This window comes from Paraburkholderia phytofirmans, from assembly GCF_046028095.1.
Taxonomy (GTDB): Bacteria; Pseudomonadota; Gammaproteobacteria; order Burkholderiales; family Burkholderiaceae; genus Paraburkholderia; species Paraburkholderia phytofirmans_A.
In genome coordinates, this window is the sequence record NZ_JAQQDJ010000009.1 from 266,360 (window position 1) to 280,227 (window position 13,868).

12 protein-coding genes and 1 pseudogene are annotated in these 13,868 nt (G+C 60.0%); 7 read left to right on the forward strand and 6 right to left on the reverse strand.

Going from position 1 to position 13,868, the window contains the following annotated elements; genetic code table 11:
* Window position 1 precedes the first annotated feature (1 nt).
* The gene (locus PQR54_RS24990; RefSeq protein ID WP_408250355.1) at window positions 2–235 is read right to left on the reverse strand and encodes a hypothetical protein; all 234 of its coding nucleotides are present in this window, start codon (window positions 233–235) and stop codon (window positions 2–4) included.
* Window positions 236–303: 68 nt separating this feature from the next.
* Between PQR54_RS24990 and PQR54_RS24995 the strand changes: the two genes are divergently transcribed.
* Window positions 304–579, forward strand: coding sequence for a hypothetical protein (locus PQR54_RS24995; protein WP_408250357.1), 276 nt, complete (start codon window positions 304–306; stop codon window positions 577–579).
* A gap of 460 nt (window positions 580–1,039) precedes the next feature.
* Here PQR54_RS24995 and PQR54_RS25000 read toward each other — a convergent pair whose 3' ends face one another.
* Window positions 1,040–1,267, reverse strand: a complete 228-nt coding sequence (locus PQR54_RS25000) for a type 2 periplasmic-binding domain-containing protein (protein ID WP_408250359.1) — start codon at window positions 1,265–1,267, stop codon at window positions 1,040–1,042.
* A gap of 715 nt (window positions 1,268–1,982) precedes the next feature.
* On the opposite strand from PQR54_RS25000, the gene PQR54_RS25005 reads away from it, so the two are divergent.
* Both PQR54_RS25005 and PQR54_RS25010 read left to right on the forward strand, forming a co-directional pair.
* On the forward strand, window positions 1,983–2,816 hold the full coding sequence (locus tag PQR54_RS25005; protein WP_408250361.1) for an enoyl-CoA hydratase/isomerase family protein: 834 nt from the start codon (window positions 1,983–1,985) through the stop codon (window positions 2,814–2,816).
* A gap of 82 nt (window positions 2,817–2,898) precedes the next feature.
* Window positions 2,899–3,192 (forward strand): DUF1330 domain-containing protein, encoded by a 294-nt coding sequence (locus tag PQR54_RS25010; protein WP_408250363.1) that lies wholly within the window; start codon window positions 2,899–2,901, stop codon window positions 3,190–3,192.
* A gap of 263 nt (window positions 3,193–3,455) precedes the next feature.
* Here PQR54_RS25010 and PQR54_RS38945 read toward each other — a convergent pair.
* From PQR54_RS38945 to PQR54_RS25025, 3 genes and pseudogenes are all read right to left on the reverse strand, one after another.
* Window positions 3,456–4,024: pseudogene (locus tag PQR54_RS38945) on the reverse strand (DUF4158 domain-containing protein); the annotation flags it as partial.
* Window positions 4,025–4,532: 508 nt separating this feature from the next.
* A complete protein-coding gene (locus PQR54_RS25020; RefSeq protein ID WP_408250367.1) occupies window positions 4,533–5,918 on the reverse strand; it encodes an MmgE/PrpD family protein in 1,386 nt (461 codons plus the stop codon).
* Between the two features lie 993 nt (window positions 5,919–6,911).
* On the reverse strand, window positions 6,912–7,835 hold the full coding sequence (locus PQR54_RS25025) for a LysR family transcriptional regulator (protein ID WP_408250369.1): 924 nt from the start codon (window positions 7,833–7,835) through the stop codon (window positions 6,912–6,914).
* A gap of 212 nt (window positions 7,836–8,047) precedes the next feature.
* Between PQR54_RS25025 and PQR54_RS25030 the strand changes: the two genes are divergently transcribed.
* Window positions 8,048–9,130, forward strand: a complete 1,083-nt coding sequence (locus tag PQR54_RS25030; RefSeq protein ID WP_408250371.1) for a Gfo/Idh/MocA family protein — start codon at window positions 8,048–8,050, stop codon at window positions 9,128–9,130.
* 567 nt (window positions 9,131–9,697) lie between these two features.
* Here PQR54_RS25030 and PQR54_RS25035 read toward each other — a convergent pair.
* A complete protein-coding gene (locus PQR54_RS25035) occupies window positions 9,698–10,273 on the reverse strand; it encodes a DUF2889 domain-containing protein (protein ID WP_408250372.1) in 576 nt (191 codons plus the stop codon).
* A 681-nt stretch (window positions 10,274–10,954) separates the two neighbouring features.
* Between PQR54_RS25035 and PQR54_RS25040 the strand changes: the two genes are divergently transcribed.
* The 3 genes from PQR54_RS25040 (at window position 10,955) to PQR54_RS25050 (ending at window position 13,822) form a co-directional block, all read left to right on the forward strand.
* A complete protein-coding gene (locus PQR54_RS25040) occupies window positions 10,955–11,203 on the forward strand; it encodes a hypothetical protein (protein ID WP_408250374.1) in 249 nt (82 codons plus the stop codon).
* Window positions 11,204–11,744: 541 nt separating this feature from the next.
* On the forward strand, window positions 11,745–12,812 hold the full coding sequence (locus PQR54_RS25045; protein ID WP_408250376.1) for an amidohydrolase family protein: 1,068 nt from the start codon (window positions 11,745–11,747) through the stop codon (window positions 12,810–12,812).
* Window positions 12,812–13,822: an NAD(P)H-quinone oxidoreductase gene (locus PQR54_RS25050; RefSeq protein ID WP_408250378.1), complete on the forward strand. Its 1,011-nt coding sequence runs from the start codon at window positions 12,812–12,814 to the stop codon at window positions 13,820–13,822. The genes PQR54_RS25045 and PQR54_RS25050 overlap by 1 nt, the downstream gene beginning before the upstream one ends.
* The last annotated feature ends 46 nt before the right edge of the window (window positions 13,823–13,868 follow it).

The window sequence follows — 13,868 nt, forward strand, 5'->3', positions numbered from 1 at the left end:
CCTACAGTTCGTGATTCGCGAGCCACATCAGCGCGCCGTCGCGCTCGCTACCCGCGATAGTCGTCCACATGCGACCTTGCTCATCGACCGCTATGCAGCCCGGTTGCCAATGTTCGGGGTTGCGCAGTTGGTTCACCCAGCCTTGAACCTTGCCTTGGAAAAACACCACGACGCCGCCCTTACCAACAAGCGTTTCCTGCTCGCGATAGCGACGCGCATCATCCAACACTGTCATAGTCGGTTCCTGTGATCTTCCGTGCTACTTGTCAGCGGTTGCGACCGGTGCCCGCCGCGCATACGAACGTGACGGTCAACAACGCCGGTTTTGTGCCGATACTCATTTCTGATCCTTTTCCATGCATCGGCCTAGTGGCCGGAGTGTTCGAGCGACATTTGCATAACCGGCCGCTTCGAAAAATCTGGCAGAAGGTCAATCCCAATCGCCTGAAGTCCAACGATCGCCACAACGCCGACGAAAGCTACGACATACAACACAAGAAGTTGCTTCCTCGCCTTGCTCCGATCGAACTCTCTCTGGCGCATGCGCATAATATGCGGCCTGTAGAGAGGATCGTGTAGCCCCTGCTCGACCTCTTTTCTCACAGCGATGTTGCGTACATGAAAGAAAATCATCCAAACGAAGGCCCAACAAAGCGCCGACCAAACTAAACGGTGCCGATGTGGACTCTCAGGGGACCAGAGCCACGCTAGGCCGAGCCACAAGAGGGGCACTAGCAGCAACGCTGCAAGATGGAGGAACACTCGTGGGTTGGCCGCTGGAATTTCATAGCCGCGCACCTTATAGGTCTTCATCGTTTCATTTTTGCTCTGCATTCAGAGAGAGATTTGATGGGCGTCGTTTTCAAGCGTATCACGGCTTGTTTGTTCGATTCCTCGGAAAAGCATCGCATCGACTGGTAGTCCTTCCTTCTAGCGTCAGTTACGGTAACCGCGAGTGGAAACATCGAATCGCGCATGAACCAGGGTCCTCCGACACTCGCTCGAGCGGAGCTCGGCAAATGTCGTTCCACCGGTTCGTTCACCACGCAACGCGAACTTTTGGGAAGCGCTTGCTGGAGTCTGACCACGGCACCCGGATGGGCGGATCATCCACCGCCGCGGGCACGAGGACCGCCTCCAGTCTGCCACTCCGCAATTCGTCGACCACGAACCGAGTACCCAGATAGGCGATCCCTGTGTGGCAGCGCCGCCGCTTCACGAAGTACATCACCATGATCGTGTGCGCCACTTTGATCCCGATACTCATCGGTCTGCTATCGGCACAAGCTTCGCGCGGTAGCTCGATGATACGGCCGATACCCGCACCGGTGCGTTAACATCCCCAGCGGAGCATTGACATTGTGGATTGCTCAGGTGGAGAACGCAGACATCCAAGCTGGGTAAGCCGTTTCTCGTGAGAGCAACGCTCGAGCGGCGTTGAAGTGTTCGGGATGCGGCGGTTCGCCCTTGCGTTCAGCGCACAGTCATCGTGGTGTCCCCCACAGTGCATCAGGCGTGCCCGCCTTTGCTGACAGAAAGTCATTTATGAACCGACCAGTAACCCCCTTAATCCAGTCGCGTTTCCGGCCTAATATTGTTGCTCGACGGGACCTTCGAGTGTGGAAGAAGGCCATTCCCCTGCATCCGGCAACGGTCTGCGATGCCTAGCCCTAAGAGGACACGTCATGACCGCTTTTCGCTGTTTGCGGTGTGATCTTCGGTGATAAATGGCGGGTTTCTCCAGCGCTATTTGTCGGGCAAGCAGGCGCTACTTCGGCGAGAGGGTCGGGCCACTGCTGCGATCGCCCCTCAATTGGGAAAGAAGGAACAGCGACCACGAGCCTCCGTACCCCCTGCTTGCCGGTTGCGCCTGTACCCAGCAATAGTAGGATTCCCCTGTTATCCAGTGCGACGTTTTCGAGCCTGACGCCGTCCGCCAAACCGGCGACCAGCCCGAACGGTCTGCCTATTGGAGTAATGCCTTGACTACTGACAACCGTCTCACCGTAGTCCGCCAATCGCCAGCCTACTGGCGCATTGTCATCAACAATCCTCCGTTGAACCTCTTTGACCCGAAGATGTTCGCGGAATTGAATGTCCTCATGGATGACATTGAGAAAGCCGAAAATCTCAAGGTCGTCGTGTTCGAGAGCGGGAACGAAGAATTCTTCATGAACCACCACGATGTCGAGAACCGCACTACGGTTCCGGATCAGCCGGGTGCGGCGCCGTTTTTTGGTAACTGGCCGAAGTTCGTGACCCGCCTTGCACAGTCTTCCGTCATCAGCATCGCGAAGGTGCGGGGTCGTGCCAGAGCGCAGGGCTTCGAATTCGCTCTGGCGTGCGATATGCGTTTCGCGTCCAGGGAACGGGCAAAGTTCGCGCTGATCGAGGTCGGCGGCTCATCGATCCCGGGCGGCGGGAGCATTGAGTGGCTCGCCGCGCTGGTGGGACGCTCGCGGTCGCTCGAAATCGTCTGCGGCGCCGATGATTTCGATGCGGATATTGCGGAAAGGTACGGCTTCATCAACCGATCCATCCCCGACGCCGAACTCGACGCCTTCGTCGATGCCTTCGCCCAGCGCATAGGACGTTTCGAAAAGCGCGCGCTGGAGACCGGCAAGAAAATGGTCAACGCGCGTGCCGGCGTTCCGTCGGAAGGGGATCTCTGGTTGTCGAACCACATTCTCCATGGGGTAGACACATGGCCCGAAGCGCAGAAAGCGTTTACAAAGCTGACAGCCCTTGGCTTCGGACAGGTTGGCGATTTCGAGCTGAACATGGGCGAGCGCCTCGGAGCTCTTCCGTCCGCCTGAATGAGACTTGATCGCCGGATTGTCGCCACTGCGAGCCGCAGTCAAAACTGCTTGCGGCTCGCCACTCTGCAAAGGAAAAGCCATGAGCGCTTATGTTGTGTACGTCCGGGATCGGATCACTGATCCCGCGGAGTTTAAAAAATACGAGGAAAGTACCCCCGCAGCAGCAGTCGGGCATCCCATTACCCCGCTTGCGTTCTATGGTGCGGTCGAAACCCTAGAAGGAGACCCGGTGGACGGCGCGGTCATCCTTGAGTTCCCGACGGTCGCAGATGCCAAAGCATCGTATAACAGTCCTCTGTATCAGGAAGCCCTCAAGCACCGGCTAAAGGGAGCCGAGTATCGCGTGTTCATCATTGAGGGCGTAGCGGGCTAAAAGACGCTCCTGCCGCATTCGGGGCGCATAGCGTGGAAGGAACGGCCGGCCTCTGTCCGGCCGGCCAGCGATGGTTTGTTGAACAACGAGGGATTGCACCTCGTTGACTCAACGCGGCCCTTAGCGGCCGCGGCATACTCAAATGCTTTGTCCGTGATCCTCAGCGATAAATGGCGGGAAAATTCCAGCGCTATTTGGGGGATCAGCCAGAAATGGACTTCAAGTGCCTCGCGTGTGACTGCACACTCGGCGAAGCCAAGCCGTTCGGACAGCATCGCGTCGCCAAATGCACTTCCAAGCCGGTCAGTCAGAGACCCCTCCACATCCCGCCCAGCCTGCACGATCAGCCGTTTGAGCAACCGATCGTGGGCGATCAGATGGAGATGCTCGTAGAGCCAGCGTTTCAACTCGTACAGTAATTTTCCGCGCTCAGGCCGGCCTGCCAAGCGTTCCTTGAACCATCGCACTACGTACCGGCTCGGTATTCGGCCATCGGCCGAATACCGAGCGCCTGATATGGAGGACCCGATGATCGATGAGCGTGCGGGCCCGGGTTTCATAGAGCGAGCGTAACGAGCCGAGATCGGGCGGATCGGCCCTTAATTGCGCGCCAAGGTGATACCAGTACATGGTTATAAGCGTCGAGCTTGCGGCCGCTCATCCGGATGAAACCAATGTGTAGCGCGAGGGCGTGCCGGTACAGGTCACTGCGACGTGCCTCGATCGGTGCGCCCTCCTTCGCTGAAAAGGTGAAGAATGTTGTCAGGGCGAACTCAGTGACCTCGCGAGGGACTTGCCGCATGCCAAGATAGGTGACTTGCCAGTGTTCCATCGCGCTAACCTCAAAGCGGAAGATAGACCGACAAGGCGAGCGATGACAAATTAGCGGAGTAACCGACTGTTGCCGGCGTTTCGCCTCGGCAAGCATGCCCAGTTTAGTCCACGGCGACGGAAGCGGGCACCCACAGCAAGCGATTGATTACGTTTGGGCTTTCAATGGGGACATTTCGCAAGCCCTCGTGAGGCCTGAACCACCCTACCGTCGCAAATAACACCGAAACTAAGGGGACGAATGGTAGCGTGCACCACTCGATAATACTCGACCGGCTCCCGGCACCGTACTTTCAGTCGTCTTCACCGTGCCCGAGCAAATTGCGGCGATCGCCTTCCAGAACAAGCGGCTCGCCTACGACATCCTGTTCCAAGCGACCGCCGAACGCTGCAGTCCATCGGTAAGCGCTCCATCATGGACGTCCTTGCTCTGAGCCGGTGATGCCGCCAGGACGGTGTCCACCTACGGGATAACCCATTTTCTGGTGCGACCAAAAGGTGTGAATCTTCTAGCGGACGATTTCCAGTAGTTCGCCGATGTCTGGGATGCGCTCAACCTCCGCGATCGCGGTAGCGAGTTGGGTAGCCCGCGAGCGGCCGAGCACTGGCTCCGCCAGCGCAACAAACTTCTGATTCAACCGGTCACCTTGCTCGGCGAGGTCGTTTGCGGGCGCTCCGGTGTCGTAACTCGCCTTGAGCAGACGGCCGTCGGTCAGTTCGATGTCGACTTCAGTCAGGGTCACTGGCCAACCGCTCGGCATCACACGCACGACGACCCGGTCGCGCAGCGAGCAAAGGTCCTTGCGCTGCGTCAGGGCATCGGTGTAGGTCGCCGGCAAGGCCGTGTCCTCACCAGCCAGCGCCAGCGCGGCGTTGAAGCGCAGGCTGAACTTGGCCTGTAGTCCCGTGCTCGGCGCCGCGATGTTGCACATTGAATCCGAGCTGGGCTCCACACGGAGCTCGATGCGCCGGATCTGTTCGGCAACAAGCTTGTGTTCGCGGCGAAGCTGGCGAGCCGCGATGATGGCGCCATGCGTGCCGTAGCATGAGGCGCTGAACTTGAACAGGTTGTCGGCGATGTGCGCACTGGCGCGCGCAGGAACGAGCGCGGCGTCAGCATCGCCCCCGGGGCTCTGCGTGGCTCCAAAGCCCTGGACGCATTCGAGGATGTCCAAGCGACCCGTGAAGCCGCGGCGCGCTAACTGCGCACCGAAGAGTCCGTTCTCGTTCGCTTTGCCTGCATGCAACGGCTTGCACATGGTGCCAAATTGCGCTTTGAGTCCTGCCGCCTGTGTCCCTGCAATACCGAGGGCTCTCGCGCATGTTTCGGAATCGAGGTCCATTAACAAGGCACTGGCTGACGCTGCCCCGTACACACCGATCGTTGCAGTGGCGTGAAATCCGTGGTCGTAGTGTTCCCGCCCCACAAAGCGCCCCACCATCACGGCCGCTTCGTAGCCTGCGACGAAGGCACTGAGCAACTGTGCGCCGCTCCTACCGTGCACCTCGGCCATGGCGATGGCCGCCGGCAGGACGGCCGCCGTCATGTGGCCGTGCCCGGCCACGTTCACGTCGTCGTAGTCCATCGCGTGCCCCATGGCACCATTGATCAATGCGGCCTGGCGCGCACTGAACTTGGCGCTGCTGCCCAGCACCGTAGCCACCGGGGTGCACCCCTCTTCTTCGGCCTGCCCAATCAGCATGCGGACCAGCGGTTCATGCGATCCTGCAAGTGCCACCGCGAACCAATCGAGCATGCATTGCCTGCCCACCGTCCGGACATTGTCAGGTAGCTCGCTCGCGGCCAGGCGCCGGGTTCTGTCGACGACCGCCGCAGTGACGCCGATGGGATCAAGCGCGACTGGCGAGGCGGGTCCGTTAGAAAGTAGTGTCAACGCTTTCTCCTAAGTTGCAAACAATTTAAATACGGCATATGTCTGGCCCGCAGGCCTCGGAACGCCGATCGCCAAAATATAATTTATATTGACTCAGAAAACTTGCCGGGTTTTCCCTGATCTCGTGACGAGACTGTTAAAAAGCGTGGGGTTTTCGGCAGCGCGAGCGTCGAATTTCGCCTGCGCCTACGTCGATGTCCGCGATGAAAATTGTCGTTTGCGTCGAACTGGTTACCGACTGAGGTGTTGTAAATAGAAGTCGGCGCTGCAAAAAATTCAGGTGCGTGACTAGCGAAGACAATGGCGCTGTCCGCCGGTGAGCGCGAGTAAGCCCGTCAGAAGTCGTCGCAATGAGAGAGGAGTGGATGCGGCGTGACATTGACGCGTCAATTCACCAACGTCAGGATAAAGAAAACGGACCTCAGGCCCGGACGGACGATTGCACACAGCAACGAGCGCAGGTTGTCGCCGGCAGCACACAGCACCGCGTGTAGCGCATCACCGGTTTGCGTTTAAGCCAGCGTGGGCATTGGCCCCCAGCCATACCCGACGACCTTGTTCAAGGCTTTGACATCGATCCGATGACCGTTTTTTCAAACCGGTCAGCACAACCAATATCGCCTTCACTTCGGCATACAGGCCCGAGCTGTGCAGCGAGCCACCCTTATGGCCGGGAATTAGCGCCGCATGCTCGTAGGGACTAGCTCGCGATGGCAGGCCGCGCAGTTGCTGGTACGCCTTCAGGATTGACACGCCGAGGCAGGCATTGGAATCGCACGGCCTTGCGACCCTTGCGGAGCATTTGCTGATCAGTATTCCTAAGCATGTCTACTGCCACCGGATGCGTTTTTGGCAACAATAGTTGCATGCGCCAGACACACGCGAAGCGTGGCCACTGGCCAAGTGTAGCCGCTGGCCGACCGGCATGAATCGGCCGTTGTTGGATCTTCAGCAGATCGCCAACCAGGTGAGGACTGCCGCCACGCGCACGGATTAGTCCCGCCTCTGTCCGGTTGCACTTGTCACGAGATCCATCCCGAACCTTTCGACAACGAAGTCCACGAACTCTCTCACCTTCGGGGTCATGCGCTTACTGCTAGGCCACAGGATGTGAAAGACAACCGAGCGGGTCATGTACGAGTCCAGCACAGATTCAAGGCGTCCCTCGGCCAAGGCATCCTTGACGGCAAAGTCAGGCACGCAAGCGATACCGCGGCCGTCCTGCACAAGGTGAAGCAATGCGATCAGGCTGCTGGCGACCATCGTCATGGGTAGCGCCACAGCGGCGGCGCCCGAGCGCGACTGCCGCATGGGCCACTCCTCCAGCTTGCCAGATGTCGGGTACCGATAGTGGAGACAGGCGTGATTCGCCAAATCGCTCGGTTTGGCCGGAGTTCCCCGTGTGCTGAGATAGCGCGGCGTTGCCACCAGGCACACCCGGTAAGAGCCCAGCCGTTTCGACACCAGGCGTGAGTCGCTCAACTCGCCGCCCCGAATGACAACATCCAGACCCTCATGGATGACGTCCGCGACACGGTCGGTGAAGTCGAGGTCCAGCTCGATTTCCGGATAACGCTCCATGAAGCTGGAGATCACGGGCAGCGGAAGTCCAGCTGCGAGCGGGAGCCCAACTTTCAGCCGCCCGCGGGGCCGCTGGTTCATCGCCGTCAGTTCGTTCTCGGCCGCCTCGACTTCTTCCATGATGCGGTGGCACCGCTCCAGAAAGACCTGGCCCTCCGAAGTCAGGCGAACCGACCGCGTACTGCGCTGGAAGAGCCGTACGGCCACACGATCCTCAAGGCGGGAAATGCTTTTGCTTACTGCGGACGCCGAGATCCCTAATGCGCGGCCTGCGGCCACAAAACTCTCCCTCTCAGCCGTTTGCACGAACACTTCCAGCCCACTCAACCTGTCCATTCGATCACCTCTATTCAGGACAAATTGTCGCTGATGCCATGATCATCACCCATCTTAATCGGATGAGTCAATCGGCCTAGTATCCTTCGAATGGACGCACACAGCGATTTGCTGGAGAGTTCCATATCGCTGCCGCACACGCTCGCTCATAGAGCGGTCGCGACGCCGCCGGCGCATCCAATCCATTCACGAATTCAGTAAAAGGAATCACCATGCGTAGCAAAATTCACGTCGGAATCATCGGCTCTGGTGGCTGGGCGAGGTACGGCCATATCCCCGCACTTCAATCATTGGATGGTTTTGAGGTCGTTGCACTGTCAGGTCGCAACAAGGAAAAGGTGCGAAAGTATGCGGACGAATTCAACATCGGACATGCCTTCGATAACGCCGACGAGCTAGTGGCTCACCCGGATATCGACCTGGTTGTGGTCCTGGCTCCGACCCCCGAGCACGGTCGTCTCACCAAAGTGGCGATCGCCGCCGGCAAGGATGTCTACACCGAATGGCCACTCTCCACCACCACGGCAGAATCCGATGAGATTCTGGCCCTGGCCGAGGCGAAGGGCGTCAAGCACGTCGTCGGACTTCAGCGCCGGTTTTCGCCAAGCTCCAGGTACTGGCATGATCTGGTCCAACAGGGATATGTGGGGAAAATCAGGGCCGTCCGCATGTCGGTCGGCGTGGACGCCTTCGGTGAAGTCATGCCGGAATTCGCAAAGTGGGCTCTCGATGCTGCCAACTTCACCGACGTCCTCTCGATTTACGGCGGCCATTTTCAGGACATGCTTTTCCACGGCGTCGGCTTTCCCGCAAAGCTCACCGCCGCCATGGAAAATCAATTCCCGCTGACCACCATCGCAGAGACCGGCGAAAAGATCGGCTATACCAGTCCGAATGAGGTCATGGTGATTGGGACGTTGCCAGGCGGGGGACTTTTTTCCGTTCAACTTGAAGGCGGGCAAGTGCACCGTACGGGCCTCCAGATTGACATTACCGGTACTGAGGGCGCTTTGCGGATTACCAACGCGCGCGGCTTCCAGAACACAGAGGACAACGAGATTGCGGGCATGAATAAGGACGGTGACACCTTCGTGGCTTTGCCTATCCCTGCCAGATACGCGTCGCTGCCGGTTTCGCACCTCGATGCGAGCGCCCAGGACGTAGCCTACCTCTATGCCGCGTACGCCCGCGACAAGGAAACCGGCTCGGCCGACGCCACCAGCTTTGAGGACGCTCTTCGGCAGCATCGGCTGATCGACCAGATCGCTCAAACCTCCGAGAGTTTCTTCAAGTAAAAAGATCTCCCGCCGCGGCATCGATGAGTCGCTCGTGGAACCGCCTGACAGGGGCATCCGTCAACGCAACTGGATCAATGAGGCATGACAAGGTACGCCGTCCGCACCGTCCCGCTGCTGCAGGAAAGCAGAATCGCCGGGCACTGTTGACATGGCGCATCTCGCGGACGTTTTCGATCACGCTTCCGACGCGCGCATCGTTCGACATTGAATGGCTGGCGCGCGCCGCGCTCGGTGCCCCTTCGCCGTGGTTTCGCATGTTGCTGGCATGCCGCGATGCGTTGGTGGCACCATTCGGCGCCAAGTGGTCGATCTGATTACGCGAAGAGTACGTGGGAAGTCCGCAGCGCATGTCGATTTTTCGCTGTATTTTCTCTCGACGCCGCCGCACTGGTGATGGGGGACGATGACGGCTATCTCGACTTCAGGATTCCGGGACTGCGCAGCGTGGCGCGAGGACGGCAAAAGAAAGTCATCGTGACGTCGGTCGTGCAATGCCGCAATCGCTTTGACCACAGCATCGCGTTGACACTTTGGCCGGCAACATCCGGGGCGTGTAGGCGACAGCTAATCCCGTCCTGGCGTTGGTTCGCTCTGCGCCGGTCCGCCCGGCTCGAACCATCTCGGGTAGTAGTTGCGCACGACGTCGCCGGTCGCAGCAAGGGCGTGGCAGCGGTTTAACTGGAACGGGCGAACGGTCGCTTGCATTTCGCGCGCGCGGCGATTCGCGATGGTCTGGAACGCGAGCGTCCCGAGAATCCCTACGAGGTCCGTCACGTGCGTGCAACCGCGTGTACCACCGAGCAGTTCTCTCGCCTTCGACGTGAACCCAGGCGCGATCATTAGCCCGACCAGACGCCCATAGTCCGGCGCGATACGCTCGCAGTGTCCCTCGTAGGGCACAGCGTCAAACGATGCTTCGGCGCCCATGATGGTCAGGCTCACGTCGACCGTGATGCGCAGCCACATCCCGTGGATCGGATCGCCCGCGCGTCTCGTGCCCGCGGGACCGACTTTATCGTGCGTCTTCACGTCAACTAATTGAGCTTCCAGGTCGTAGAGACCGTCATCTCTCGCATAGCCCTTCGCTTCGATGGTCCGCGTGTGAAGCAGCTTGCGGTTGGGTACAGGTGTCAGCGGCATGGTTGGTCGGCAGGGTTTTGCAATTTAGAAGCGCTCGCGGCGGGTGCAATACACCGTGCACGATCGCGCACAAAAGGGTCCGAAAATTCAATTTAGTATAAGCACGTACCGCCTCGGGCGTGAGAGCGAGCGCAAGTGGTCATCGGCATGCGAGCCGGGCGGGCGTTGCGGCGGACCTTCGAGCCACAGCGACGGCCAAGCTGCGCAGACCGCCGCCTGCAGGATGAGATCGGATCAACGCGCATTGTCCATACTCCAAGCGCCCGAAAAGCGAGCTTGACGTTATCGCACGGCGGATGCAATCGACTTGAGCTTAACCACTCTCGCAAAGAGCCGCCCGCCGGGCTCTAGCAACAGTACCTGCGAGCACACATGGTCCCGCGAGGTCGCCGCACTTGCGGGCTTGAGACCGGAAGCGTCCGACATCGGGGAAATCACCCGCTTGCAACCCTCGACAATATAAATTATATTTTACATCAACCAGATCGTGGAGCACAAGCACATTGGCCGGACAGCGAGAGGCGCGCGCCCGCGTGATAGCCCTTTTCCCCTTCGAAGTTCTTGCGGTTCGAATACAACGAGGTGTCGAGTCGGCCGAGACCGCTCGCTCGTTGCGAAGCTGCAAGTGTCGAGTGCAGCGCGAGGATCGACTAAACGGCAACGGCCTTGATGGAGGCGACGATGAATATCGCGGAAAGTTCGTTACGTCTGCTGGTCGATAAATGGCTTGCGCCGACCCTTTCGACGCCGGTTCGCGTGACTCAATTCAGTCGCACGCGTTCGAATCAGGGACGCTATGTATTTGTCGAGGTGCTGCGAGCTGCCGGTCCGGTTGGACTTTTTTTCTTCCGTCACGATAACGGTAGGTGGTGCGTATTCCCACCTGAGACCGAGCGCTTGGCGATGCGCGCTTACGGGCGGGCGGCTTGATGTGGCTACCGATGGCGTGCGCATGGGCATGCGGATGCGCGCCGTCTTCGAGGGTGTAACGGCCGTTATATCGCGCGTGCGCTTCGCACCGGTGTAAAGCGCCGCACCTCGAGGCGGCCTCGACCCACGCATGTTGGCATCATCGATGGTGACTGGCGTCCTAGCGCTCTCCGACGTGACCGTCGCGAGCATCTGCACAGCGATCCCTGCCGACGAAAGCGAGGATCGTGCTTGCTTTAGGTCGCAAACCAGTGATGCCACCGTCAAGGCCTGGAAAGACGCCGTAGATCGGTACGTGGAGAGCTTGTTTCATGGTCTGAAAGACCGACTCCGATACGGCAAGACGATTCGGGACCGCCCGTCCGGGCAGGAGATGAGGGCAAACCCGGATAGCTGCCCTATATATATAAATTATATTTTGTCATTGGTTCCGAAAGCATTGAGTCCGGTCTCAATGTCCGGCAGAACGGGAATAGTTGCGGTCCAGCATCGACCAGCCTCTCGGCCTGTCGGCTGATCGCCAAATCAGGGAGACAATTTTATGGGTGTTTTCGCAAGCCAGCGTCCGGAGGGACGTGCGCAATTCGGTCGCATCTTCCCCCCCAGCCCCGAGTGGCTGGGCAAGCAGCCCGTCGAGCCGGTGCTAGAACCGGAGTTGCCGATCGTGGATACGCACCACCATCTTTGGGACGTCCCCAACAACCGCTACCTGATTGACGACCTCGTTGCCGATCTAAGCGGCGGCCACAACGTCGTGGCGACGGTCTTCCTCGAATGTCTTGCGATGTACCGCGCGTCGGGCCCGACGGAGATGCGGCCCGTGGGGGAAACCGAGTTTGTCAGCGGTATTGCTGCGATGAGCGCGAGCGGCCTTTATGGACCGACGCGGATCGCTGCCGGGATTGTCGGGTTTGCCGATCTCACGCTGGGCGCCGGCGTCGAGCCGGTCCTTCAGGCCCACATTGCCGCCGGCGGCGGCCGCTTCCGCGGGATTCGGCATAGCGCGGCATGGGACGCCGACCGCATCATCGGCAACAGCTCCACGGTCCAGGGGCCCGGACTGTTTCGCGAGCCCACCTTCCGCGCCGGCATCTCCCGCCTGCAGGCCCTCGGCCTCTCGTTCGACGCGTGGGTGTTCCATCCGCAACTGGCGGACGTAGCCGACCTCGCACAGGCCTTTCCCGAGCTCAGCATCACGCTCGGACATGCGGGCGGCGTCCTGGGGTATGGCCCCTACACAGGCAAGCGCGATGAAGTCTTCTCGGCATGGAGGGCTTCGATGGCGGACATCGCGATGCATGCCAATGTATCGGTCAAACTCGGTGGCCTAGTCAAGCGGCTCGCTGCCTTCGACTATCTTGCGCTCGAGGCACCTCCCGACTCGGACGCACTGGCTACTTACTGGCGGCCGTATATTGAAACCTGCATTGAGCTCTTTGGCGTGGAGCGCTGCATGTTCGAGAGCAACTTTCCGGTCGACAAGCTGGGGACCGGCTACACCACCCTATGGAATGCCTTCAAGCGTATCACCGCAAGCGCCAGCGCCAGCGAGAAGGCGGCCCTCTACAGCGGAACGGCTCGGCGCGTCTATCGGCTAGGGCGGGACTGATGAAGCATTTCCTCCCCCGCGGCGACTCTATGGCAGTCGTCGAGATTCGTGAGCCCGGCAATGCTGACGTGCTGGTGCCCGGGCGCCGACCGATACCGATCCCGCAGGTCGGTGAAGTTCTTATCAAGGTCAGTGCCGCCGGAGTCAATCGCGCCGATGTGATGCAGCGTCAAGGCACGTATCCGATGCCACCAGGTGCGCCCGCCGAGGTACCAGGCCTGGAAGTATCGGGCACCGTCGTCGCCGTGGGCGAAGGGGTTCAACGCTGGAAGTCCGGCGATTTTGTCTGTGCACTACTAATCGGCGCGGGCTATGCGGAGTATGCTGTCGCTCCGGAAGCGCAGTGCATGGCCCTACCGCCCAGCGTATCGCTGATCGACGCAGCAGGCCTGCCCGAGACGTTCTGCACAGTGTGGACGAACGTCATTGAACGGGCGCATCTGGAGGCGGGGGAAGTGCTACTTGTGCAAGGTGGCTCCAGCGGCATCGGCGTCACGACGATCATGTTGGCCAAGGCCTTTGGCGCCACCGTGCTGGCGACGGCCGGCAGCGACGCCAAGTGCGCCGCGTGCCTGTCGCTGGGTGCGGACCGCGCGATCAACTACCGCACCGAGGACTTCCATGACGCCGCGCTTGCATTCACCGGTGGCCAGGGCGTCGACGTCATTCTCGATCTCGTCGGCCGGCCGTACGTGGAGCGCGAGCTCAAGCTGCTCAAACGGTCGGGACGTTTGGTGTTCGTCGGGCTGGTTGGCGGCAGCAATGCAGAGGTCGACCTTACGCAGGTTTTGCTTAAGCGCCTCACCGTCACCGGTTCCAGCCTGCGCTCGTCCTCCATCGAGGAGAAGGGGGGGCTGTGCCGGGCACTCGAGACCAAGGTGTGGCCACTGTTCGGAACCGGCCAGCTTCGCGCCGTGACCCACACTACCTTCACGTTTGCACAGGCGCCGCAAGCCCACGCGCTTCTAGAAAGCAGCGCGCACATCGGAAAGATCCTGCTGATACCTTGAGGACAGCGCGCGGACGGCAGGCTCGTGCCTCGTCGTTCGTCGCCAT